22 protein-coding genes and 1 pseudogene are annotated in these 22,615 nt (G+C 59.2%); 15 read left to right on the top strand and 8 right to left on the bottom strand.

The genetic code is table 11. From position 1 onward, the window contains the following. Window positions 1-163: 163 nt before the first annotated feature. From AC097W_RS00520 to AC097W_RS00545, 6 genes are all read left to right on the top strand, one after another. A complete protein-coding gene (locus AC097W_RS00520; protein ID WP_479600297.1) occupies window positions 164-640 on the top strand; it encodes a 4Fe-4S dicluster domain-containing protein in 477 nt (158 codons plus the stop codon). A gap of 11 nt (window positions 641-651) precedes the next feature. Then, complete coding sequence (locus AC097W_RS00525; protein ID WP_479600298.1) at window positions 652-2,499, top strand: aldehyde ferredoxin oxidoreductase family protein; 1,848 nt, start codon at window positions 652-654, stop codon at window positions 2,497-2,499. 63 nt (window positions 2,500-2,562) lie between these two features. Beyond that, window positions 2,563-3,858, top strand: coding sequence for an NAD(P)/FAD-dependent oxidoreductase (locus tag AC097W_RS00530; protein ID WP_479600299.1), 1,296 nt, complete (start codon window positions 2,563-2,565; stop codon window positions 3,856-3,858). Beyond that, window positions 3,859-4,113, top strand: a complete 255-nt coding sequence (locus AC097W_RS00535) for a MoaD/ThiS family protein (RefSeq protein WP_479600300.1) — start codon at window positions 3,859-3,861, stop codon at window positions 4,111-4,113. Between the two features lie 24 nt (window positions 4,114-4,137). After that, the gene (locus tag AC097W_RS00540; protein WP_479600301.1) at window positions 4,138-4,437 is read left to right on the top strand and encodes a hypothetical protein; all 300 of its coding nucleotides are present in this window, start codon (window positions 4,138-4,140) and stop codon (window positions 4,435-4,437) included. A 62-nt stretch (window positions 4,438-4,499) separates the two neighbouring features. Then, window positions 4,500-4,799 (top strand): hypothetical protein, encoded by a 300-nt coding sequence (locus AC097W_RS00545; RefSeq protein WP_479600302.1) that lies wholly within the window; start codon window positions 4,500-4,502, stop codon window positions 4,797-4,799. A gap of 12 nt (window positions 4,800-4,811) precedes the next feature. On the opposite strand, the gene AC097W_RS00550 is transcribed toward AC097W_RS00545, so the two are convergent. Beyond that, on the bottom strand, window positions 4,812-5,936 hold the full coding sequence (locus tag AC097W_RS00550; protein ID WP_479600303.1) for a substrate-binding domain-containing protein: 1,125 nt from the start codon (window positions 5,934-5,936) through the stop codon (window positions 4,812-4,814). Window positions 5,937-5,985: 49 nt separating this feature from the next. On the opposite strand from AC097W_RS00550, the gene AC097W_RS00555 reads away from it, so the two are divergent. The 3 genes from AC097W_RS00555 to AC097W_RS00565 are packed head-to-tail and all read left to right on the top strand — an operon-like array spanning window position 5,986 to window position 8,293. Next, the gene (locus AC097W_RS00555) at window positions 5,986-6,726 is read left to right on the top strand and encodes an ABC transporter permease (RefSeq protein WP_479600304.1); all 741 of its coding nucleotides are present in this window, start codon (window positions 5,986-5,988) and stop codon (window positions 6,724-6,726) included. After that, on the top strand, window positions 6,723-7,442 hold the full coding sequence (locus AC097W_RS00560; RefSeq protein ID WP_479600305.1) for an ABC transporter ATP-binding protein: 720 nt from the start codon (window positions 6,723-6,725) through the stop codon (window positions 7,440-7,442). The genes AC097W_RS00555 and AC097W_RS00560 overlap by 4 nt, the downstream gene beginning before the upstream one ends. Continuing rightward, window positions 7,439-8,293: an ABC transporter substrate-binding protein gene (locus AC097W_RS00565; protein WP_479600306.1), complete on the top strand. Its 855-nt coding sequence runs from the start codon at window positions 7,439-7,441 to the stop codon at window positions 8,291-8,293. The genes AC097W_RS00560 and AC097W_RS00565 overlap by 4 nt, the downstream gene beginning before the upstream one ends. 25 nt (window positions 8,294-8,318) lie before the next feature. Here the strand turns inward: AC097W_RS00565 and modC are convergent, their stop codons facing one another. The 3 genes from modC to modA are packed head-to-tail and all read right to left on the bottom strand — an operon-like array spanning window position 8,319 to window position 10,839. Beyond that, window positions 8,319-9,395, bottom strand: a complete 1,077-nt coding sequence (gene modC, locus AC097W_RS00570; protein WP_479600307.1) for a molybdenum ABC transporter ATP-binding protein — start codon at window positions 9,393-9,395, stop codon at window positions 8,319-8,321. After that, window positions 9,392-10,075, bottom strand: a complete 684-nt coding sequence (gene modB, locus AC097W_RS00575; RefSeq protein WP_479601271.1) for a molybdate ABC transporter permease subunit — start codon at window positions 10,073-10,075, stop codon at window positions 9,392-9,394. Before modB ends, modC begins: the two co-directional genes overlap by 4 nt. Window positions 10,076-10,083: 8 nt before the next feature. Next, a complete protein-coding gene (gene modA, locus AC097W_RS00580; protein ID WP_479600308.1) occupies window positions 10,084-10,839 on the bottom strand; it encodes a molybdate ABC transporter substrate-binding protein in 756 nt (251 codons plus the stop codon). Window positions 10,840-10,928: 89 nt separating this feature from the next. Here modA and AC097W_RS00585 point away from each other — a divergent pair, with 89 nt between their 5' ends. Together AC097W_RS00585 and AC097W_RS00590 are read left to right on the top strand one after the other, a co-directional pair. After that, a complete protein-coding gene (locus AC097W_RS00585; protein WP_479600309.1) occupies window positions 10,929-11,714 on the top strand; it encodes a TOBE domain-containing protein in 786 nt (261 codons plus the stop codon). A 273-nt stretch (window positions 11,715-11,987) separates the two neighbouring features. Then, window positions 11,988-14,930 carry a putative bifunctional diguanylate cyclase/phosphodiesterase gene (locus AC097W_RS00590; RefSeq protein ID WP_479600310.1) on the top strand — a complete coding sequence of 981 codons (2,943 nt, stop codon included), beginning with the start codon at window positions 11,988-11,990 and terminating at the stop codon, window positions 14,928-14,930. 20 nt (window positions 14,931-14,950) lie between these two features. Here AC097W_RS00590 and AC097W_RS00595 read toward each other — a convergent pair whose 3' ends face one another. The 3 genes from AC097W_RS00595 to radC all read right to left on the bottom strand — a co-directional run bounded on the left by AC097W_RS00595 (window position 14,951) and on the right by radC (window position 17,264). Continuing rightward, window positions 14,951-15,733: an N-acyl amino acid synthase FeeM domain-containing protein gene (locus AC097W_RS00595; RefSeq protein ID WP_479600311.1), complete on the bottom strand. Its 783-nt coding sequence runs from the start codon at window positions 15,731-15,733 to the stop codon at window positions 14,951-14,953. A gap of 161 nt (window positions 15,734-15,894) precedes the next feature. Further along, the gene (locus AC097W_RS00600) at window positions 15,895-16,557 is read right to left on the bottom strand and encodes a Smr/MutS family protein (protein WP_479600312.1); all 663 of its coding nucleotides are present in this window, start codon (window positions 16,555-16,557) and stop codon (window positions 15,895-15,897) included. Next, a complete protein-coding gene (radC, locus tag AC097W_RS00605) occupies window positions 16,554-17,264 on the bottom strand; it encodes a RadC family protein (RefSeq protein WP_479600313.1) in 711 nt (236 codons plus the stop codon). Before radC ends, AC097W_RS00600 begins: the two co-directional genes overlap by 4 nt. 79 nt (window positions 17,265-17,343) lie before the next feature. Here radC and AC097W_RS00610 point away from each other — a divergent pair, with 79 nt between their 5' ends. The 4 genes from AC097W_RS00610 to AC097W_RS00625 all read left to right on the top strand — a co-directional run bounded on the left by AC097W_RS00610 (window position 17,344) and on the right by AC097W_RS00625 (window position 22,454). After that, window positions 17,344-17,799, top strand: coding sequence for an FKBP-type peptidyl-prolyl cis-trans isomerase (locus AC097W_RS00610; RefSeq protein ID WP_479600314.1), 456 nt, complete (start codon window positions 17,344-17,346; stop codon window positions 17,797-17,799). Next, on the top strand, window positions 17,796-18,743 hold the full coding sequence (gene ispH / locus AC097W_RS00615; protein WP_479600315.1) for a 4-hydroxy-3-methylbut-2-enyl diphosphate reductase: 948 nt from the start codon (window positions 17,796-17,798) through the stop codon (window positions 18,741-18,743). The genes AC097W_RS00610 and ispH overlap by 4 nt, the downstream gene beginning before the upstream one ends. 371 nt (window positions 18,744-19,114) lie before the next feature. Next, window positions 19,115-19,597, top strand: a complete 483-nt coding sequence (locus tag AC097W_RS00620; protein WP_479600316.1) for a type IV pilin protein — start codon at window positions 19,115-19,117, stop codon at window positions 19,595-19,597. A 34-nt stretch (window positions 19,598-19,631) separates the two neighbouring features. Next, complete coding sequence (locus AC097W_RS00625) at window positions 19,632-22,454, top strand: putative bifunctional diguanylate cyclase/phosphodiesterase (RefSeq protein ID WP_479600317.1); 2,823 nt, start codon at window positions 19,632-19,634, stop codon at window positions 22,452-22,454. Here AC097W_RS00625 and AC097W_RS00630 read toward each other — a convergent pair. After that, window positions 22,363-22,596: pseudogene (locus AC097W_RS00630) on the bottom strand (hypothetical protein); the annotation flags it as partial. The gene AC097W_RS00625 and the pseudogene AC097W_RS00630 sit on opposite strands and share 92 nt — an antisense overlap. Window positions 22,597-22,615: the final 19 nt, after the last annotated feature.

Raw genomic sequence — 22,615 nt, forward strand, 5'->3', positions numbered from 1 at the left:
ACCGGCCATTCGCGGTTTGTTTCAAATTGAGAATTTCGTATAAATCTCCAATTCCGACTAGGGTTATCCCTAGAGTGCGAATACAGCTTCGGTCAAACAATCGCTATGTATTTCATTTCATAGGCAAGGCATTTCATAAGTGCCACTACCCCAGGAGAGACACATGCAAAAGGTGTTGCACATCAACGCAGACAAGTGCACAGGATGTTTGCAGTGCGAAATGGCCTGTTCGTTTGAGAACTACGGCACATTCGCGACGGCCAAGTCCCGTATCAAGGTGTTTGATTTCCATCAGACCGGCAAAAAAGTGCCCTATACCTGTACCCAGTGTGACGAAGCCTGGTGCCTGCATGCGTGTCCGGTAGAAGCCATCACGGTTGACAAGCTGACTGGCGCGAAGGTGGTGAACGAATCCACCTGTGTGGGCTGCAAGGTTTGCACCATTGCGTGCCCCTTTGGCACCATCAATTACGTGCAGGAGACCGGCAAGGTGCAGAAATGCGACCTGTGCGGTGGCGACCCTGCATGCGCAACCGCCTGTCCCACGGGCGCCATCACATTCATTGACGCCAACTGGACCGGCTTGGGCAAGATGGAAGCGTGGGCAGACAAGTTGGGCAATCAGCCTTCAGCCAATTAAGGAGCATCACCATGTCATGGGCAGGAAAAATTCTTCGCGTTGATTTGACCGCGGGTACCGTCAAGTCCGAGCCGCTCAATATGGAGTGGGCGCGCAACTACCTGGGCTCGCGCGGTCTGGGATCCAAATATCTGGTTGAAGAGGTCGATGCCACGGTTGACCCGCTTTCGCCTGGCAACAAAATCATCTGGGCTACCGGTCCGCTCACCGGCACCATGGCGTCCACCGGTGGACGTTATACGGTCATCACCAAGAGCCCGCTGACAGGCACCATTGCCTGCTCCAATTCGGGCGGTTATTGGGGTGCCGAGTTCAAGATGGCCGGTTGGGACATGGTGATATTTGAAGGCAAGAGTGCCAAGCCGGTCTATCTCTATGTCAATGACGATGTAGCCGAGTTGCGTGATGCCGCCCACTTGTGGGGCAAGAGCGTCTGGGAAACCGAGGCGATGCTCAAATCCAGCCTGCAGGACCCGCTGACCCGCGTGTCCAGCATTGGCAAGGCCGGTGAAAACGGCGTGTTGTATGCCGCCGTGGTGAATGATCTGCACCGTGCAGCCGGCCGCTCGGGCGTGGGCACCGTCATGGGCAGCAAAAATCTCAAGGCCATTGCCGTGCGCGGCACCATCGGCGTAGGCAACATCCACAACCCCAAAGCCTTCATGAAGGCAATTGCCGAGAAGAAGAAGATTCTGGCCGACAACGCGGTCACGGGCCAGGGCTTGCCAGCCTATGGCACCCAGGTGCTGATGAACGTCATCAACGAGATGGGCGCGCTACCCACCCGCAACCACCGCGACAACGCCTTCGAAAGTGCCAAAGACATCTCCGCGGAAGCCATGGCCACGCCGCGCGCAACCGACGGCAAGAAGCAATTGGTGACCAACCAGGCCTGCTTTGGCTGCACCATTGCTTGCGGGCGCATCAGCAAGATGGACAAGGGCCACTTCACCGTTTCCAACAAGCCCCAATACTGGGGTGCATCGGGCGGTCTGGAATACGAAGCGGCTTGGGCCTTGGGCGCAGCCAATGGCGTGAAGGACCTGGAAGCCTTGCAATACGTCACCATGCTGTGCAACGAGGAAGGCATTGACCCCATCAGCTTTGGTGCCACCGTGGGCGCGGTGATGGAACTGTATGACATGGGCGTGCTGACCAAGGAGCAACTGGGCATTGACGCCCAATTTGGTTCGGCCGAGGCCTTGGCCTTTTTGGCGGAAGAAACCATCTATAGCCGTGGCTTTGGCAAGGAAATCGGCCAGGGTTCCAAGCGTCTGACCGCCAAGTACGGTCACCCTGACCTGAGCATGACCAGCAAGGGCCAGGAATTCCCGGCCTACGACGGTCGCGCCATTCAGGGCATCGGTCTGGCGTATGCCACTTCCAATCGCGGCGGCTGCCACCTGCGCGGCTACACGATCGCATCCGAAGTGCTGGGCATTCCGGTCAAAACCGACCCGCTGGAGCACGAAGGCAAGCCCGAACTGGTGAAGGCTTTTCAGGATGCCACCGCTGCATTTGACTCATCGGGCCTGTGCGTGTTCACGACCTTTGCATGGGGTCTGGCTGACCTGGCACCACAGATTTCCGGTGCGTGTGGCGACCAGTACACAACGGAAGAGTTGGAAAAGATTGGCGAGCGAATCTGGAACATGGAGCGCGAGTTCAACAACCGTGCTGGCTTCACTGCCAAAGACGACAGCCTGCCCAAGCGTCTACTCACGGAAGCTTGCAAGACGGGTCCTGCAACCGGCAAGGTCAATATGCTGGCCGAAATGATGCCAAAGTACTACGCAGTGCGCGGCTGGGATACCGAGGGTCGTCCCACAACGGCGACCAAGGAACGTTTGAGTCTCTAGGCTCGGACTGACAGCAACAAAGAAGCGGTCCGGGTGACCGCTTCTTGATTTGGAGAGATCACCATGACCCATCACGTCATTCTGGGTGCCGGTCCGGCCGGTGTCATTGCGGCAGAGACGATCCGCAAGCAAGACCCTCTTGCAGTCATCACCCTGGTGGGGAATGAGCACGAGCCACCGTATTCACGCATGGCCATTCCCTACCTGCTCATGGGCAACGTAGACGAGAGCGGCACCTATTTGCGCAAAAGTCCGACGCACTTTCAGGACTTGAAGGTCGATGTCGTGCAGGCCCAGGTCAAGCGGGTCGATGTCGCAACAAGAACGCTGGTAATGGACGGGGGTGAAACGATCAAGTTCGACACCTTGTTGATTGCCACCGGCTCACATCCTGTGGGCCCACCGATTCCGGGCATTGATAGTGTGGGGGTTCATCCTTGCTGGACGCTGGAAGATGCCCGGGCCATCATGGCGCTGGCCACCAAAGGTGCGCGCGTGCTGCAACTGGGCGCGGGGTTCATCGGTTGCATCATCATGGAGGCGCTGGCAGCCCGGGGTGTGCAGTTGAGCGTCGTGGAAATGGGTGACCGCATGGTTCCGCGCATGATGGGCCCCACCGCTGGTGGCATGATTCGCGACTGGTGCGAGGCCAAGGGCGTCGAAGTGTTTACCGGCACCCGGGTGGAGTCCATTGAGGCGGGTGCCCCTTTGAGCGTGCGTCTGTCCAATGGCCGACACGTGGCAGCTGATCTGGTCATCAGTGCAGCCGGCGTCAAACCTGCTATCGGCTTTTTGGAGAATTCCGGCATCATCTGCCTGCTGGGTGTGTTGACCGATGAGCACCTGCAAACCAATGTGCCCGGTATTTATGCTGCAGGCGACTGCGCAGAGGCATTCGACAAAGTGTCTGGCAAGACCATCGTCAGCGCCATCCAGCCAAATGCCGCTGAACAAGCCCGCGTCGCGGGGATGAACATGGTGGCGTTTTCTCAGGGGAAGATGCCCGGAGCCAACCTCAAGGGCGTGACGCAAATCAATGTACTGGATACGCTGGGAATGATTTCCACCAGTTTTGGCGACTGGCAAGGCCGTCCCGGTGGGGACCATGTAGAGCTGACGGATACCAAAGCCGGGCGCCACCTGAGTCTGCAGTTTCAGGACGATGTGCTGGTTGGATGCAACAGTGTGGGCTGGACTGAGCATGTGGGCGTTATGCGCGGGCTGGTGGAGGGCCAGATCAAGCTGGGCGCCTGGAAAGAAACCCTGCAAAAAGACCCGACCAAGTTGATGGAAGCTTACCTGGCTTGTGCTCAGGCGCAGGAAGGCTGGTCGGGGGCGCAGGATGCGCGGCGCAGATAAATGAAAATTACTTTCAAGCTTTTTGCGACGTTGACTGACTACCTGCCGGTACAAGCCCGCTACTCCAACGTGGTGGAGCTGGATGTAGAGCCGCAAGCAACGATCAGCCAGATCATCGAACCCTTCGGCATGCCCCCAAACCTGGTGCATCTGGTGTTGGTGAACGGCAAATACGTAGCGCCCGTTCTGCGCCCGAGCCAGACACTGGTGGAGGGAGATGTTCTCGCCATCTGGCCGCCCATTGCCGGCGGATAGGGCTGTGTACAGGATTCATTGCTGATGCAATCTTTTTACGCAGAGCGCTTTGAGCGCGAGATGGGTTGCACCGAAGTGGAGTGGTTGCGCTGGCTCCCGGACGCCATCGGCGACCACCACTGGAAGCTGCAAGCCCAGTCTGCCGGGGTAAGGATTGGCGATGGCGCTTTGGGCGTCAAATGGCAGGTCGGTGAGCTTCGCGTCATTGCCCTCATGCGCCTGCCACGCCTGCGGGTGAGTTTTCGCTTTGCCGGGTTGGATGATGCGCAGCGTTACACCTTCATGAAACGGTTTGACCTGTACATGCAGCGGGGTGGCGGCTAAGCTTGTATTTGCCGCGCATTGCGGCAGCAGGCGCCGCTGTGCCGGCGACAAGGAGGGCGATGATGATTGCATTTGTACGCGTAGTGAGTGTCAAGCCGGGCAAGACAGCTGCGGCGATGGCGTTTGCGAAGGACATCGCGGCCTACATCAAGACCGTGTACGGGGTCGATCTGGAGGTGCTGCGCCCCATTGGTGGCAACCCGCAGCGCGTGGCGTGGTCCGGGCGCTATGCCAATCTGGCAGATTTTGAAGCCTTCAATGGCAAGCTGCTGGGTGACGCCAAATACTGGGAAAAAGTCAACACAGCCGCGGAACACTTTGTAGCGGGTTCTTTCTTTGACAGCATCTGGCAAACCGTGTGACCGGCGTGTTGGCTAGTCCTTGCGCACCTTGCGCTTCGAAAAATTCCACCAGGGCAGGAGCTCGTTGAGCGGCAGCACTTGCCCTGAGTGCGAGGGCCGGTAGCCCGCAATGCCGGCCAGCGCCTGTTGCCAGCGCGCACCTTGCAGCACCTCACGCAAGGCCTCAACAGCAGGCTCTTCCAGCGCCGACTTCAAACACACCAGGTGGTAGTTTTCTTGCACCAGCGGCACAAAGTCCAAGCCCTGTGTCTTTGCTGCAATGGCAATGCCAAGCGCCACGTCGGCCGAACCTGAAGCCACGGCATGCGCGGCGGCGGTGTGCGATGGTTCGCTGTGTTCGTAGCCTTGAAGTGCGTTGGCGGCAATCCCGGCATGTGCCAGCAATTCGTCCAGCACCACGCGCGTACCGGTGCCCCGTGCGCGGTTCACAAAGCGAGCCTGGGTGCGCTGCACATCCGCCAGCGTCTGCAGTCCCAAGGGGTTGCCGGCTGCCACCATCAGTCCCTGTGTGCGCTCGGCAAATCCGATGATTTTGTGCAAGCCCGGCTGCAGCAGTGGTTTGTAGATTTTTTCCGCCAACGAGCCGGGTGCCGGGTGCTGCAGGGTGTGAAATCCGGCCATCACGCAACGCCCTTCATTGAGCGCACGGATAGCGTCCACGCTGCCGCAAAAGCGGATGTCCAGATGCAGCTGCATTCCGTTGGCGCACGCCGCATCGGGGTGCAAGGCGTGTTCGCGCAATGCAGTCAGCGCATCGTCATGGCTGGCGTACAGCGTCACCACGTGGGCGTGCGGGTCAAACGCCACGGCAAAGGCCCGTTCCAGGTCGCTGCGCAAGGCTTCAATTTGCGGAGCCAGGCGGGCCTGGGCTTGGCGCTCGGCCCACATCAGCTTGGCACCAAATTCGGTCAAGCGGGCCGACTGGCCTTTCTCCCACACTACCAGTTCATTGCCCAATTCGCTTTCCCAGCGTTTGAGCTCGCCCCACACATGGCGATACGACAGGCCCAGTGCCCGTGCACCGGCCGAGATGGAGCCCTGCGTGGAGACCGCTTGCAGCAAATCCATCAAGGGGTTGCGCACCAGCGCCGGGCTGGCGTCGCGCGAGAGGGTGTAGTGGAATTGGAGCCTATGCACGGCAGTTCATATCGCTGGAGATTGTGTCGGTGGCTACGATACCGCATCCATGACCACTCTCACCGAAAGCGCGGCCACAGCGCTGCAACTCATCGTCTCGCTCGATCCCGGCCTGCTGGCCATTGTGGGTCGCTCCCTCTCCGTCAGCGCCACCGCCTGTGCCCTCGCTTGTGGCATGGGCTTGTTGCTGGGCGCCTGGCTGGGTGTAGCGCGTTTTGCCGGACGTGGCGCGGTGCTGACGTTGCTCAACACTTTTTTGGCCGTGCCCTCGGTGGTGGTGGGGCTGGTGGTGTATTTGCTGCTCTCGCGTTCGGGGCCGCTGGGGTTTCTGGGCTGGCTGTTTTCGTTCAAGGCCATGGTGGTGGCGCAAACCCTGCTGGTGTTGCCGGTGGTCACCGCGCTCACCCGCCAGTCGGTAGAGGATGCCGAGAGCGCCCATGGCGAGCAGTTGCGCTCCCTCGGTGCACAGCCCCTGATGCGCAGCCTGCTGCTGGCGTGGGACGAGCGCTATGCCTTGCTGACGGTGGTGATTGCGTCATTCGGTCGTGCCATATCCGAGGTCGGTGCGGTGATGATCGTGGGCGGCAACATTGACGGCTTTACCCGCGTCATGACCACGGCCATTGCGCTGGAGACCAGCAAGGGCGATTTGCCCCTGGCGCTGGGTCTGGGGCTGCTGTTGCTGGGCGTGGTGCTCATGCTCAATGTGCTGATTGCGCTGGTGCGCCGCTGGCGCGAGCGCGCCGAGGGTGGCGCCTGGACTGCGCTGGTCGTGGCGGCGGCACCATGAAGGCCGTATTTGGTTTGACGAATGCCAGCGTACATTTTGGCCCGGTGCAGCGCGGCGTGAGCGCGCTGAGCAACGTGACGCTCAGTGTGCATCCTGGCGAGCGTGTGGCTTTGGTGGGGGCCAATGGCAGCGGCAAGAGTACGCTGCTGCGCCTGCTGCACGGTTTGGCAAAGCCGACCGCCGGGCAGGTGGTGTGCGACCCCCACCTGCGCCAGGCCATGCTGTTCCAGCGCCCGCATTTGATGCGCATGCCGGTGCAAAGCAATATTGCGATGGGCCTGTGGTTGCGTGGTACCCGCTGGCGCGATGCCCGGGTGCAGGCACACGCCGCACTGGTGCGCGTGGGCCTGGCCGACCTGGCCCCGCGCAACGCCCGCACGCTATCGGGCGGGCAACAGCAGCGCGTGGCCTTGGCGCAGGCCTGGTCGCTGAATCCACAGGTGCTGTTGCTTGATGAGCCCACTGCCAGCCTGGATCCCCATGCCAAGCGCGAGGTCGAGGCGCTGATTCACGAATTCGCCTTTCAAAGTGCCGACATGACGCTGCTTTTTTCCAGTCACAACCTGGGTCAGGTCAAGCGCCTGGCGAGCCGGGTCATCTATCTGGAGCACGGCCGCGTGCTGGCCGATTTACCGGTTCAGGAATTCTTTGGCGGACCCTTGCTGCAAGCGCAGTACCCGGCCGCCCATTTGTTTTTAAAAGGAGAACTTGCATGAAGCCAGTGAAATTTCTTAAGCCATTTCGGCCCCTAGCCCCCGTGAAATATGCGCAAGCAGCTATTATTTTTGTAGCGTCTGTGGCGGCGGCGTCCGTTTGCGCGCAATCGATCGTGGTGGCGTCCACCACGTCCACCGAGCAGTCGGGCTTGTTTTCGGTCCTGCTGCCCGAGTTCAAGAAGTCAACCGGGATCGATGTGAAGGTGGTCGCTCTGGGCACCGGTCAGGCCATCGACATGGGCCGCCGCGGTGATGCCGATGTGCTGTTTGTGCACGACAAGGTGGCCGAAGAGAAAGTGGTGGCCGAAGGCTTTGCCGTGAAGCGCTTTGAGGTGATGTACAACGACTTTGTGTTGATTGGCCCCCAAGCCGATCCGGCAAAAACCCGTGGCAAGGATATTGTGGAAGCGCTCAAGAAGCTGGCTACGGCCAATGGTGATTTCATCTCGCGCGGGGACAAAAGTGGCACCCACGCCGCCGAGTTGCGTTTCTGGAAAATGGCGGGCCTGAGTGAACCAGCAGGAGCCAAAGGCACGGGCTACAAAGAGTGCGGCTGTGGCATGGGCCCGGCGCTCAACATGGCGTCGAGCACCGGCGCCTATGTGCTGGCCGACCGTGGCACCTGGCTCAGCTTCAAAAACCGGGGTGACCTGGCGGTGCTGGTCGAAGGCGACACCAAACTCTTCAACCAATACGGAGTGATGCTGGTCAACCCCGCCAAACATCCGCACGTCAAAGCGGCCGATGGCCAGAAGTTTGTGGACTGGGTCGTTTCAGCCCCCGGGCAGGCGGCGATTGCCAGTTACAAAATTGGCGGTGAGCAATTGTTCTTCCCCAACGCGGCCAAGTGAGCCTGTGCAGGTGGTTTTTTTCCCTTCACCCCAGTATTGCCGCACCCTTGACCTGCGCGAACACCGGCATGCCGGGTGCCAGTCGCAGCGCGGCGGCTGATCGGGTGGTGACGCGGGCCAGCAGGGTGCTTCCACCCACAGCCACCGCCACCATGAGCTGACCGGGGCTATTGGCGGCCAGTGCGGCGACGGTGCCGGGCAATATGTTCAGGATACTGGTGCCGGTCTGGTGCTGCAGCGTCAGGCTCACATCGCGCGCCTGCACCCGGATGCGCAAGGTGCGTCCTATTTCCACCGCCTGGCGGGGCACCAGGAGGGTGCCGCCGGCAAAGGTGGTGGAGGTCAGGTGATCTGCATCGTCATGTGCCTGCACCGTGCAGGTCAGCACCGCACCGGCGGTGTCACCGTGGGCCAGTGGCAGGTCCAGCCGGGTTAGCAGTTCAGTGGTCGGGCCATGGGCTGTGACGCGACCCGCATCGAGCAGCACCAAGTGGTCGGCCAGACGGGCAACCTCGTCGATGGCGTGGGTGACATACAGCACCGGAATGTCCAATTTCTTTTGCAGCAGTTCCAGATAAGGCAATATTTCTGCTTTGCGCGCCATGTCCAGCGAGGCCAGCGGCTCGTCCATCAACAGCAATTGCGGACTGGCGGCCAGTGCACGGGCTATGGCCACGCGCTGGCGCTCGCCGCCGGATAACTCGTGGGGCCAGCGTGCCAGCAGGTGGTCAATACCCAGCAGGTTCAGCGCGTGGTCCCATCCGTAGCGCCGCTCTGAAACCGGGGTGCGGTTGAAGCCGAATTTCAGGTTGCCTTCCACGTTCAGGTGCTCAAACAGACTGGCTTCCTGAAACACGTAGCCCAGGGCCCGCCGGTGCACCGGGCGACAGACGCCCCGTGCGCTGTCTTGCCATACCGCATCGCGCACGGCAATGCAGCCACGGGCCTGGGGCTCCAGCCCCGCCAGCACACGCAATACCGTGGTTTTGCCTGAGCCGGAAGATCCAAACAGTGCCGTGATGCCTTGACCGGGCAATTGCAGGTCGACATCCAGCGTGAAGCCGGGTCGCTGAAGGATGACCTGGCATTGCAGGCCTTTCATGCGGTGGCGCCTTTGTTGCGGCTGCCGTTGTAGCTGTAGAGCGTCAACAGCACTACAAACGAGAACCCCAGCATCATGGCGGCCAGGCGGTGCGCATCGGCGTACTCCATCGCCTCAACATGGTCGTAAATTTGCACCGAGATCACCCGCGTTACACCGGGAATGTTGCCGCCGACCATCAACACCACGCCAAATTCGCCCACCGTGTGGGCAAAGCACATCACAGCCCCGGTGACAAAGCCCGGTTTGCACAACGGGATCACCACACTAAAAAAGGTGTCAATCGGACTGGCGCGCAGACTGGAGGCAACCTCCAGAGGGCGTGGCCCCATTGCTTCCATGGCATTTTGCAGGGGCTGCACCATAAAGGGCAGCGAGTAAAAAGCAGAGGCCACTACCAATCCACCAAACGTAAACGGCAACGGGCCCAACCCAAGGGACTGCGTCCACTGACCCACGGGGCCGTGTGGCCCCATCAGCACCAGCAGGTAAAACCCCAGCACCGTGGGCGGAAGCACTAGTGGCATGGCGACGAGTGCGCTGATGGGTTTCTTCAGCCAGGATTGCGTGCGTGCCAGCCACCACGCCAGTGGCGTACCCACCAGCAACAGGGTGAACGTGGTGAGCGCAGCCACCTGCAGTGTCAGGCCAATGGCTTGCAGGTCGGACGCGGTGAGCAGAGGCAAGGTTAAATCCCGTATCCGTAGGAGCGAATCAGATCCTTGATGTTAGGGCTCTTCAGCAGCTTGACCAGCGCCTGGGCCGCCGGGTTGTTGGCCCCGCGCTGAAGCACCACGGCATCCTGCTGGATGGGGGTATACAGATTTTGCGGAATGACCCACATGGAGCCGCTTTTCAGCTTGCCGCCTTCGAGTACCTGTGACAGGGCCACAAATCCAGCGTCGGCATTGCCAGTGTAGGCAAAGGTAAAGGCTTGCCCGATGCTTTCCCCCTGCACCAGCTTGGGCGCCAGGGTGGCTGTCAGCCCCAGTTTGTCGATGACCTCCACGGCAGCAGCACCATAGGGGGCCACCTTGGGGTTGGCATACGCCACCTTGCGCAGGCCCGTGGTTCTCAGCACCTCTCCTTTACCATCCACTTTTGCCGTGTCAGCCGACCACAGCACCAGTTTGCCCGTGGCATAGGTGAAGCGGCTCCCGGGCTGTGCCAGCCCGTCTTTCTCCAGTTGAGTGGGTGTGTCGCTATTGGCTGCCAGCAGCACGTCAAACGGAGCGCCATTGGCAATTTGCGCATAGAGCTTGCCGGTGGCACCCCCAGTGATCTGAAGGGTGTGCCCGGTGGTCTTTTTCAATACCGCGGCAATAGCCTTGATGGGCTCTGCAAAGTTAGCTGCCACCGCTACCTGAGCCTCGTCCGCGAGGCAGGATGTGCAAAAGAACAAGGCCACCGCAGCGAGAGCAACATTCCTGGCAAACAACGTCATGGGAGCACCCCTTGTACTGAAAATCGCTATTCCATTTTAGAATAGCGAAAGTATAGCGCGATCAAAACGGTAACTGCACAATGGCCTCCATGAATCCCCAACCCCTTTTCCTGGATGCCCTGGGCCATGACACGGCCGACAAGCGCATGGATATCTTGCGCCTGATCGGTGTAACCGGCTCCATTTCAGAGGCGGCGCGTCAGGCGGGCATCAGCTACAAAGCCGCCTGGCAAGCCATTCACACCCTGACCAATCTGGCTGGTGTAGCGCTAGTGGATCGTGCAGTGGGCGGGGCGGGTGGTGGCGGTGCGCTGTTGACACCGGCAGGCGAGCAGTTGCTGGATGCCGCTGCGCAGATGGATGCCGCCCGGGGGGCGGTGTTGGCACGCTTCACCGGTGGAGCGGCACACGCACTGGCTGGCGCTGGCCTGCGCACCAGCATGCGCAACAACCTGCCGTGCGTGGTGACGCAGATTCAGGTGCTGGAGCCGGGCGACCCGATGGTGCGTGTGGTTATGCAACTGCCGCTTGGGGCAGAAATCGCGTCGACCATCACCCGCGAAAGTGCCGAGTTGCTGGCTTTGCGACCCGGGCTGCCCGTGTTGGCACTGTGCAAGGCCACTGCTGTCAAGGTGGATGCCGTAGCAAAGACCGCCGCACGGCCGCCAGGTGATGCACCCAATGAACAGCTGGTAAATCAACTGCTTGGCCGTGTACAGACACTGTCCCGCGGCAAGTTGCAGGACGAGGCGGTACTGACCTTGACCAGTGGCCTGCAGTTGGTGGGTTTCGCAAGGCAGCCCAACCGATTGCGTGTAGGCAGTCTGGCCGCTGCGCATATTGAGGAAAATGCGGTGGTGCTGGCGCGGGGTTGACGTGTGGCAGCAGGCAAGCAATCCCCTTGCTTTGCGATACGATGCAAGGCAATAACTAAAACGCACTTACTTTGTTTGACTTCACCATGATGTCCCCTGCTTTTGTTTCGCTCAGGACGTTTCCCCGCGAGCACAGTGGCCTGGGCTCAAGCCGACTGACCGGGGGACAGTACCTTGCCGTTAGTTCAAGCAGGGCTGCGCAGTGGAGCATAAGGCGTAGGATCGCACGCTATGTTCCAGTGTGGGACGTTCATGTTTCGGGCTGATAGATTTATGTTGTTGCGGGGAGTCATTGAGACCTTGCTGGGCCGATTGGCTGCGCTGGTGTTCCCAGGTATTTTGGTGGTCATTGCGGGTCTTGTGCTCGTTTGGCAATTGATTCAAACTGCTTCGCCAGATGGCTTAAGCATTCCAATAAAAGTTTGGGAGCAAACGGGTGCTGACGCCAGTCCCAGTCATACCGAAGTGTTGGCGGAGCTTGCATCGCTGCGTTCTGTGTTGTTTTTTGATACTCATCTTTCCACTAACCAGTATTGGATTTCATTCGAGGCAAAAACACCCAGTCCAGGAAATCCGCTGGTTATTGATTTTCCTTCGCGTCATGCCAACAGCCTGACGTGCTGGGATTCGCAAAACGATACGCTCTTGGGGAATGGCAATCGCTGGACCACTGACGGTAAGGTATCCCGCAGCCGTGCCGGATTTGCAATACCGCTACCTTACAAGCTGGGTGCCTCAGAGGTTCTTTGCAAAGCGGCATTTAGAGGTCCAGCCAAGATTTCCGCCACAGTCTGGACAAACGAAGCGTTGGATGTCGCTCAAGCGCTTCATCAAAAAACAGGCGCAATGATTGAGGCGGGTATTGGTGTTCTGGCCGTCTTTATGTTGCTTACTGCCATCGTAAACCGCAGCGGACTCTATTGGACATTCGCGGGCTGGCTCTTGCTGAATATGCGTATGGCCGCGGTATCGGCGGGTACTGATTTTGAGCTTTTTGGGCTGGCTCTGGATCCCTCGATATTGATCGTCTCGCGGCAATGGACGGTGTGCATATATTTCGCCATGACGATTGCGCTCTTCAGTATTCTGTTTAAAAGAGAGCTTGCGCAGATCCGGACCGGTCTGACGCTCACCACGTTGCAGTTTGCCGCGGTTTTCAGCATCGTAGCTTGTCCGTTTCTCTCATTCGAAAATGTGTTGGTTGGGCTCTGGCTTGGAACGACATCGGGTGTATTTATTATTCTCTTTTACCTGTACAAAATTGTTCGACGAACCAGGTCGCGGACTGCATTGTGGTACTCAGCATCTATCGTAGTTGCTTTGGTTGCAAGCATGAACGAGGTCATCGCCGCTGCGACGGGACAACGAAATCTATTGGGTGGATTGAATAGCGTTACCGCAGCTATCTCATCGGCGCTGCTTGCATCAGCGGCGGTTGCTGAACACATGCGGTCGGATCGACTTGAGAAAAATGAAGCCCAGCGCACACTCAAAGCTGCTTACCAAGACTCACCCATAGGGCTTTTTACCGTGACTGATGGGGATCGGATCATTAAAGCTAATCCAGCCTTTTGGGTCATGGTCGATGGCATTGGTCCCGCCAAAGCGACCCATCTTTCCCAAATAGTTGATACCAGTGTGCGCGATAGTATTGCTGCGATACAGGTCGCCAGATCGCGCACGTCCATTGAGCTGCAGGCGAAAGGGCAAAAAAATGATTCAGGTGTTGCTCACTGGTTTTCCATCAGGGTTTCCTCAGTTGACGGCGCAATAGTCGAAGGCTCGTTGCAAGACATTACGGTCAAGGTGCGGGCAACCGAACGCTTGGAGTTTCTTGCCAATCACGACCCCTTGACGGAATGCCTGAATTTGCGGGGTCTTGCGCGCAAATTTGATCGACTTTCCCAGCATCCGACTGCGCTCGCATATTTTGATCTGGACCGGTTCAAGCTAATCAACGATCTTTATGGTCACACCGCTGGTGACAATGTTTTGAAGCAGGTTTGCGAGCGCTTAAAAACTCCGTTGTCTGCCGACGATTTGCTCGCGCGGGTAGGTGGTGATGAGTTTGTGATCGCATTCCCAAAGGCAACGGTGAGCCAGGCGGCAGAGCGGTGCAGAGCGATCGTGGATTTGATCTCGGCGGAGCCTTACCAGATAGAAAGTCAGAGTTTTGCGCTGAGCGTCTCGGGTGGGCTAGTGGGAACCGAACGATTTGCGCAAGCGCCTCTGAAGGAGATTGTCTCGGCAGCCGATACGTTGTGTCGCATGGCCAAAAAACGCGCGAACGAACGACTTATTGTGATGGAGTCGGACGACAAATTCTTTCAGTACCACAAGGAGGAGCTTGATCTGATCGCATCGCTGGAGCGAGGCGAGACCCCCAAGGGGCTTTTCCTGGTCATGCAGCCCGAGATTTCATTGACTGATCCGTTTGGGTCGCTGAATTTTGAAGTTTTGCTGCGTTTGCGCAAGCCAGACGGGCAGGTGATTCCGGCCGGTGTCATCATAGAGGCGGCGGAGGCCCATGGCAAAACTGCCATCATTGACCGCTGGGTTGTAACCACCGCCATCACTTGGCTGGAGGTCAATGTGGACTCACTGCGCAACACTCAGTTCGTGGGCGTCAATCTCTCGGGCGGTTCCTTGAATGATGAAACGTTTACTGAAGAATTGTTCAGGCTGTTCGAGCAGCACCCGGTCGCCTTGTCCATGATCTGCATCGAAATTACGGAAACCGTGGCCTTAACGGATATGCGAAACATGCAGCGTTTTATTGACCGGGTTCGTTCCATGGGCGCGAAGGTTGGGCTGGACGACTTTGGCGCGGGCTACTCGTCTTTTGGCTACCTGAAGGGCCTGTCAGTGGATGCCCTTAAGCTAGACGGCTCGTTGGTCAGGGATGCGCCGAACAATCCTGCTGGAATGGCCATCATTCTGGCCATAGCAAGCCTTGTGAACAACCTCGGGATGAAGTCGATTGGTGAATTTGCTGAGAACCTTGACACCATCAAGGCGCTGGCTTCAGCCGGGGTTGACTACGCGCAAGGTTATGGGATCAGCAAGCCGGTGTTACCTGAACGCATTTTGACGGCTCGTTCAAGCGCGGACTTTATTGAAGACCCGGAGGTCCTGATCTTTGTCCAGCAACTGCAACAACAAACTGACAACGCCATGCCGCCCTTTGATATGCCTCCAGAAAATACACTTCATTGACGCAATAGAGGGTTCCTGATTCACGCAGCTAAGCTGAATGGGGTGGAGGCCCAATGACCAGAGGTTCTGGGGGTGCGTCGGCGTTCAGGCAAGTAAGTCACAACCGACCCGGTATCTGGGCAATCCCACTCGTGAATCAGACTGTGGGCCCCAGAGAGGTCGATGTCAGGGTGGCTCGTTTCAAAGACAAACTTATACAGCGGATGCTGGCAGGCTCCCCACAATGATCGGGCAGCAGTCGGTGAAAAACACATGACGCGGTGAGGTATGCCACCGGCGTGCGCCATAGGGTAGAACTCACCTGGCTGGTCCACATCATTAAAAAGCAGGCTGTCATAGATTCGGTCTACCGGCCGTCGCCCTGCAGCCATCATCCAGTCAACATCTTGCATGACGCAATACTGATGAAGCGCTTTGAACAGCGCGCTGCGCACGACTGATGCGCCAGGGTTACCCTTGACGCAGAGGCGGGTTGTCTCGACCATGCGGCTCCCCCCGAAACGCTGCGGCAGTTTTAGCGATGCCTGCAATGGTATGACGTTCGACACATTGGCATGGGTCCGAAGCGTCCCCAGCAAACTCCCATCCAGCTTTGATTTCGCCACAAAAACCTCACAACCCCGCTCAAAATCTGCAGGTTCTGGCTGTTGCAGCTTGGTTGCCAGCGCTGGAAGGTGCTTTCCATAGGTCGCCGAACGGAGGCTCGCCACCTCCATCAAATTCTGCCGGGAGGCAATTTCCACCCGAAAGGGCAAACTCTCGGACACCATGGTCATCTGATCTGTGTTGTTCAAAGCATTCACGGTGCACCTCCCAAATTGATAGAGGCGTTCAGTCTAGATGGCATAAACAAAAAACAAACAGTTGAAATGCGTGACTTTTTCACGCTTTCTCCAGCCTTATCGGTGGCCCGATTGAGTCCGAAGGTGCGAAATCGGCGGGTTTGTCTTAGCTGGTGTGCTGCTCAGCTGGTCCGCAAAGGCTGCAACAGCACCACCAAAGCCCCAGCTCCACCGTGCACCGGGCGGGCTTGCACAAACGCCACCACTTCCGATTTTTGCACCAGCCAGCGGTGGACCTTGTCCTTGAGAACTGGGGCTTTCCCCACCGAGCCCAAGCCCTTGCCGTGCACCACGCGCACGCAACGAATGCCGTGTTTGTGGGCATCACGAATGAAGTCGCTCAGGGTTTCGCGGGCCTCATCGCTGCGCAGGCCGTGCAGGTCAATCTGTCGCTGGATGGACCATTTGCCACGGCGCAGATTCTGGGCGACATCCGGTCCAACACCGGGCCGGCGAAAGCTCAGGTGTTCGTCGGTTTCAAGCAGGTTGCTGACATCCATCTCGTCACTCAGGGCTTCGCGCAGGGCGGCGGCCTCATCTGCCAGATGTTGTTTGGGTGTGGGTTCCGGTGGAGCGGGTTTGAGATCGGCAATGCGGGTATCAGGCAAGCGTTTGACCACGCCCACGGCGGCTTGAAACAGGTTGCGGGAGGCGGCCAGCCGTTTGGTCTCCAGTGCGCGCAGGGCTGCCGCCTGCACTTCGCGCTCGGCTTGTGCTGCAATTTCCTGTCGGACCTGTTTGAGGCCCGCCAGCGTGTCCACCTTGATGGATTTGACGCGGGTCACAACAAACCCTTCTCGGCCATGGATAATGCCTGCCCCGGCCCTACGATGATGTGGTCCAGAACCCGCACATCAATCAGCGCCAGCGCCGCTTTCAGGGTTTGCGTAAGGGCTTCATCTGCCCGTGACGGCTCTACGGTGCCACTGGGATGGTTGTGGGCCAGCACCACGGCCGCGGCCTGGTGGTGCAGGGCGCGCAGCACCACTTCACGGGGGTAGACGCTGGTTTGCGTCAGGGTACCGCGAAATAGTTCCTCCATTGCCAAAAGCCGGTTTTGTACATCCAGAAAAATCACGGCAAATACTTCATGGCCACGGGCTGCCAGATGGAGTTTCAGGTAGTGTTTGATGGTGTCGGGGTCGGCGAACACTGTGCGTTCTTGCAGCTGCTGCGCCATCGCCCGGCGCGCCAGTTCCAGTACCGCTACCAGCTCGGCCCGCTTGGCGGGGCCCAGTCCCTTGACGCGCTTCAAATCGTCTGCGGTGGCGTGCAATAGGCCTGAAATACCGTCAAAGCCCCCGTCCATGCTGGCTGAGGTGCTATCATTTTTGAGGTGGAGCAATTCGTCGGCCATCTGCAGCACGCCCTTGCCCTTGATGCCCGTGCGCAGCAGCAGCGCCAGCAGCTCAACATCGCTCAGGGCCGCTGCACCGCGTGCCAGCAGCTTTTCACGCGGGCGCGCGTCTGGAGGCAAGTCTTTAAGGGTCATGATGGGAGGGGTAAGCAGCGCAGACACGAAGGCCGGGTGCCCAGGTTTCTACAATAGAGGCCAGTTTATAGGGACTTTTATGATCTCAGCGCTTCCCCGTGTTCAGCCCGGCTCTTTTTTGACCCTGCATTACCGCCTGAGCGGGCCGGCAGGTGATGTGATCAACACCTTCGATGGCAAACCCGCCACGCTGACTCTGGGCACCGGAGAGTTGTCGCCGGCAGTCGAAGAACAGCTACTGGGCCTGGAGGAGGGTGCGCGTGCTACTTTTGAGTTGCCCGCAGGCGCCGCCTTTGGTGAGCGCAACCCCGCCATGCAGCAGTGGCTGGATCGCAAGGTGCTGACCCGCATGGGTGATGCCAGCGAACACTATGCCATTGGCGATGTAGTGCAGTTTCCTACACCGGACGACAAGGGACAGTTCGCTGGCGTGGTACTCCAGTTGCGCGACGACAAGGCTGTCCTGTTCGACTTCAACCATCCGCTGGCAGGCCAGCCCGTGACGTTTGAAGTGCAAGTGATTGGTGTCCTATGAATCCCCCTCAGGAAATTTTGCTGGCCGAGCCGCGAGGCTTTTGCGCTGGCGTGGACCGCGCCATTGAGATCGTCGAGCGCGCCATCAGCAAATTTGGCGCGCCCATCTATGTGCGCCATGAAATAGTTCACAACACCTATGTGGTGAACGACCTCAAGGCCAAAGGTGCTATCTTTATAGAAGCACTCGACTCAGTACCAGCGGGGGCTACACTGGTTTTCTCTGCACATGGTGTGCCCAAGTCGGTTGAGCGCGAGGCGCAGGAGCGCGGCTTCAATGTGTTTGACGCAACCTGCCCACTGGTCACCAAAGTGCATGTGGAAGTCGCCAAGCTGCACAAAGAGGGCTACGAGTTCATCATGATCGGCCACAAGGGGCACCCGGAGGTGGAAGGCACCATGGGCCAGCTGGAAAGCGGCATTCATCTGGTGGAAGACGTGGCCGATGTTGCCCGCATCCAACCAGGCCAGACCGACAAACTCGCCCTGGTGACCCAGACCACGCTGAGCGTGGACGATGCCGCGGACATCGCCGCCGCCGTGAAGGCGCGTTTTCCGAATGTGCGCGCACCCAAACAGCAAGACATTTGCTATGCCACGCAAAACCGCCAGGATGCCGTCAAGATCATGTCGCCGCAGGTGGACATCATGATCGTGGTGGGCAGCCCTACCAGTTCCAACAGCAATCGGCTGGCCGAACTGGCGCGCAAACTGGGCGTCACCAGCTACATGGTGGACAGTGCCAACGAACTGCAGACCGAGTGGTTTGAAGGCAAGAGCCGGGTCGGGCTGACGGCCGGGGCTTCCGCTCCCGAAATACTGGTGCGCCAGGTGATTGATCGCATCCGTGCGCTGGGTGCCATTTCGGTGCGCAAGATGGACGGTATTGAGGAAACCGTCAAGTTCCCGCTGCCCAAAGGTCTGAAGCTGGACTCGCCCGCTTAGCGCAGGCAGGGCCGCTGGCTTACTTGAGTTTGAAGAAGCTCACTTGGTCTGCTAACGGCTGGGCTCCCTGGTCCAGCGTATGGACCACCGCGCCCACCTTACCCACGCCAGAGCTCTGCTCCAGGGTGTCCTCGATGGTGCCGACAACCTGTGCAACGGCCGCGAGGCCGCGGGTGGCGGAGCCTGCGCTTGCGCCCGGCGCCGGTTTGGCGTTTGCAAAGGCACCTTACACAACCGGACAGATCACATTTGCCCTCTGCACCGACGACCGTGCACCTGAAACAAATGGATATAGCGACGTATCGTGTATAACCAACGCCTTATCTTGTCGATAGAAGAACCCAATTTATATTTGCACATAAATCTCAAACATGCGCTCAAAACGCCTTCATCTGACACGTATTCAAAAGGCTGGCCTGACACTCGTTGAACTCCTGCTCGTGGTGATGCTGGTCGGCGTGCTCGCGGCAATCGCGATGCCGATGTACACCAACTACCGTGAACGGATCAACCGATCCTCGGCGATTCTGGACATCAGGGTCATTCAACTGCTGATCACGGACTATGCTGCTAGTGGTGGATCGTTTCCGGCCTCGCTGGCGGATATCGGCAATGGCGGCAAGCTCGATCCTTGGGGTCATGTTTATCAGTACGTCGATTTGACCGCCGTCAACGGGCATGGACGTGCACGAAAGGATCACAAGCTCAACCCGATCAATTCCGACTTCGATCTCTACAGCATGGGCAAGGACGGGGTATCGAAGACACAGCTAACGCAAAAGGACAGTCTTGACGATATCGTGCGTGCGCGCGATGGTGCATTCGTCGGGCTGGCTTCGGACTTCTCGCCGTAATGACGACCAGCCCTGACGCCGGTTGGCGGTGGCCATGAGAATGCGCATTCGGGGAACGTTTCTGCGCAGTGCCGTCGCTCGTCGCGTGTTCTTCATGTTCATGCTGTCGGCCGTTGTCCCGGCGGCAATAATGGCGGCGCTGTCTTACAGCCACGTCCGTGGCGTCGTCACCGAATATGCGCAACGCCAACTGGCTCAGGCCGGTAGCGCGCACGCCAGAGCGCTCTACGATCGCCTGCTTGGTGCGCGTTTCATCCTGGATCAAATCCGTGCCGGCCACAAGGAAGCCGACGCGAACCAGCTTGCGCTGCAGCGGGCGTTCCGGCGCACTTATCTCATCGCCAATGACGATGTCTCGCTGCATTTTGGTCAACCCTTGGGCGACCGCCCGCCGCGGATCGATCCCCGTGCGGCAGCGCATCTGGCCAAGGGTGAGGTAGCCCTGCTGCTGCCTGGGCCTGCCGGGGCCTCCCCCTGGCTGGCGGTCGCGATTGATCAGACCCAGGCGAAACGGGGCGTCCTGGTGGCGGAACTCGACCCCGCGTATCTGTGGGGTGATCGCGAGGAAATGTCCTACTCGACAGACATCTGTGTCCTCGCTGAAGGCGCGGTGCCGCTGTACTGCTCGAACGACAAGGTCAGGTTAACTGCTGCCGAGGTCGCTTTGCACGGCGCCGATCGCAATCCCGGCAGTGCCGATGGCTGGTTGTCCGCCACCAGCGGGCTGTTTCTCAAGGCCGAATTCGGCGCTGCGGACTGGACTATTGTTGCGCTGCGCCCCGGGGGGCTGGCCGTTGCGTCGCTCACCCAGCTGACCCAAACATTTCTCGGCGTCACGCTGCTGATTCTTCTGCTCGTTGCGCTGTTGAGCGTGGTGCAAATTCGTCGCACCCTGGTACCACTTGAACGTCTGATTGAAGGTACCCAGCGCATCGCCCGGGAGGAATTTGACAAGCCGGTGCCTGTCGAGCGGGATGACGAGTTTGGCCAGCTGGCGCAGTCGCTCAATAGTATGGCCAACCGTCTCGGACGCCAGATGGGTGCGATGCGCGCTCTGTCCGGGATTGATCAGGAGATCCTGTCACACCTCGACATTGAGCAAATCATTGCGCGGGTGCAGGCGCGTCTGCTGGAAATTCTGCCCACGGCCGTGATTGGTGTGATCGTGTTCGATCAGGTTGGCGCCCACTTTGGAACGGCGTATCTGCGGCACAACGCCGACCTGCAGACGGTTCAGGCTCAGGTACCTCTCGAATCACCGAGCGTGGTGGACTTTGCCCGCTACCGCGATGGTACGTGGCTTGATGTCCATGGGTCGGAGGTTCCGGGCTTTATTTCCATGCAGGCTAGCTTTGGCGCAACACGCTGTTTTGTGCTTCCCATTTTCTGGCGCAGCGAAGTCCTCGGTACGCTGGTGATCGGCGTGGGCAATCAGCAGGCTATCAGTGACGAGTTGATCGAACAGGCCCGTGATCTGGGCAACCGGGTCGGTGTTGCCCTTGCGGCGCAGGCACGCGAGGCGCAGTTGGTATTCCGTGCGCACCACGACGATCTGACCGGTCTGCCCAACAGGGCGCTTCTGCGTGAGCGTCTGCAGCAGGAATTGGCGCACGCGCGCCGAGATGGCAGCCAACTGGCGCTGTTGTTTCTTGACCTCGACCGTTTCAAGAGCGTCAATGACACCCTGGGTCATGACGGCGGCGATCGGCTTCTGCGTGTGACCGCCAGCCGGTTGCGCGCTTGCGTGCGGGAATGTGACACGGTGGCGCGACTCGGTGGCGATGAGTTTGTCGTGCTGCTGACCGGTCTGCCAAGCCCCCAGCAGGCTGCCAAGCTGGCTGGGCAAATCCTGGCTTCGCTGGCCCAACCGTTCCAGATCGACGGTACCGAATGTTTCATCGGCGCCAGCATCGGTATATCGGTGTTTCCGGCCGATGGCACGACGGCAGAAGAATTGCTCAAGCATGCCGACATTGCCATGTACCGGGCCAAGGCCGCCGGTCGGGGCCGCTTGGTTTTCTTTGAGGACAGCATGAACGTCGAGCAGCGCGAGCGTGCCTGGATGGAGCACGAGTTGCGCCTGGCCATCGCGCGCAAGCAGCTGTCCATGCACTACCAGCCGCGCATCGACCTGCACGATGGCCGTTTGCTTGGTGCCGAAGCGCTGTTGCGCTGGCACCACCCGGAGTTGGGTCGGGTGTCGCCTGCCACTTTCATCCCATTGGCCGAGGAGGTTGGCCTGATCGACGAAATCGGTCCCTGGGTCCTGCGCCATGTCTGCGAGCAGCTTGCGGTGTGGCAAGCTGCCGGCTTCGCTATCGGCACCGTGGCGGTCAACGTTTCGGGGCGACAGTTCAAGACCAATAACTTGGTCGCGCTGGTGCAGCAGGCACTCGACTCCTCCGGTATTGCACCGCACACGCTGGAGCTTGAAGTGACGGAAGGCATTCTGATCGACGACGTCGATGCTGTGATTGAAGTGCTGGGCCAGCTCAGGCAGCTTGGCGTGTCGGTGGCACTCGACGATTTCGGTACCGGATATTCCTCAATGGCTTATCTCAGGAAGTTGCCGATCGACGTGCTGAAAATTGATCAATCCTTCGTCCGTGATCTGGCTCACGATGAGGGCGCCGGCACGGTTGTGCAAGCCATCATCGCTATGGCGCACGCGCTGCAAAAGTCCGTTGTGGCCGAGGGCGTGGAGACGCTGGCGCAGGCGACTCTGCTGCGCACATGGGGCTGCAACGAGGCGCAGGGTTATTATTTCAGCCACCCGATCGTAGCCACTGCGTTCGAGGCCATGATGAGCAAGAACCAGCTCCCAACGGACGGCACACCCGCTGTTGTCCGCGCCTGAGACAACGCCGGAGTAAGGCCAGCTGCCCGACGGTGCGGTCCACGCTGTGCCATTTTCCTAGGCCAAACAGGTTCACGCCGAATGTCATGAAGTCAGCTGGCTCGTCGCACCGCAGCGGCACGCCAGCAGCAGTTTGCAGGCCTCAGAAAAGTCTGGGATCA

The organism is Rhodoferax sp. GT1R46, from assembly GCF_056521285.1.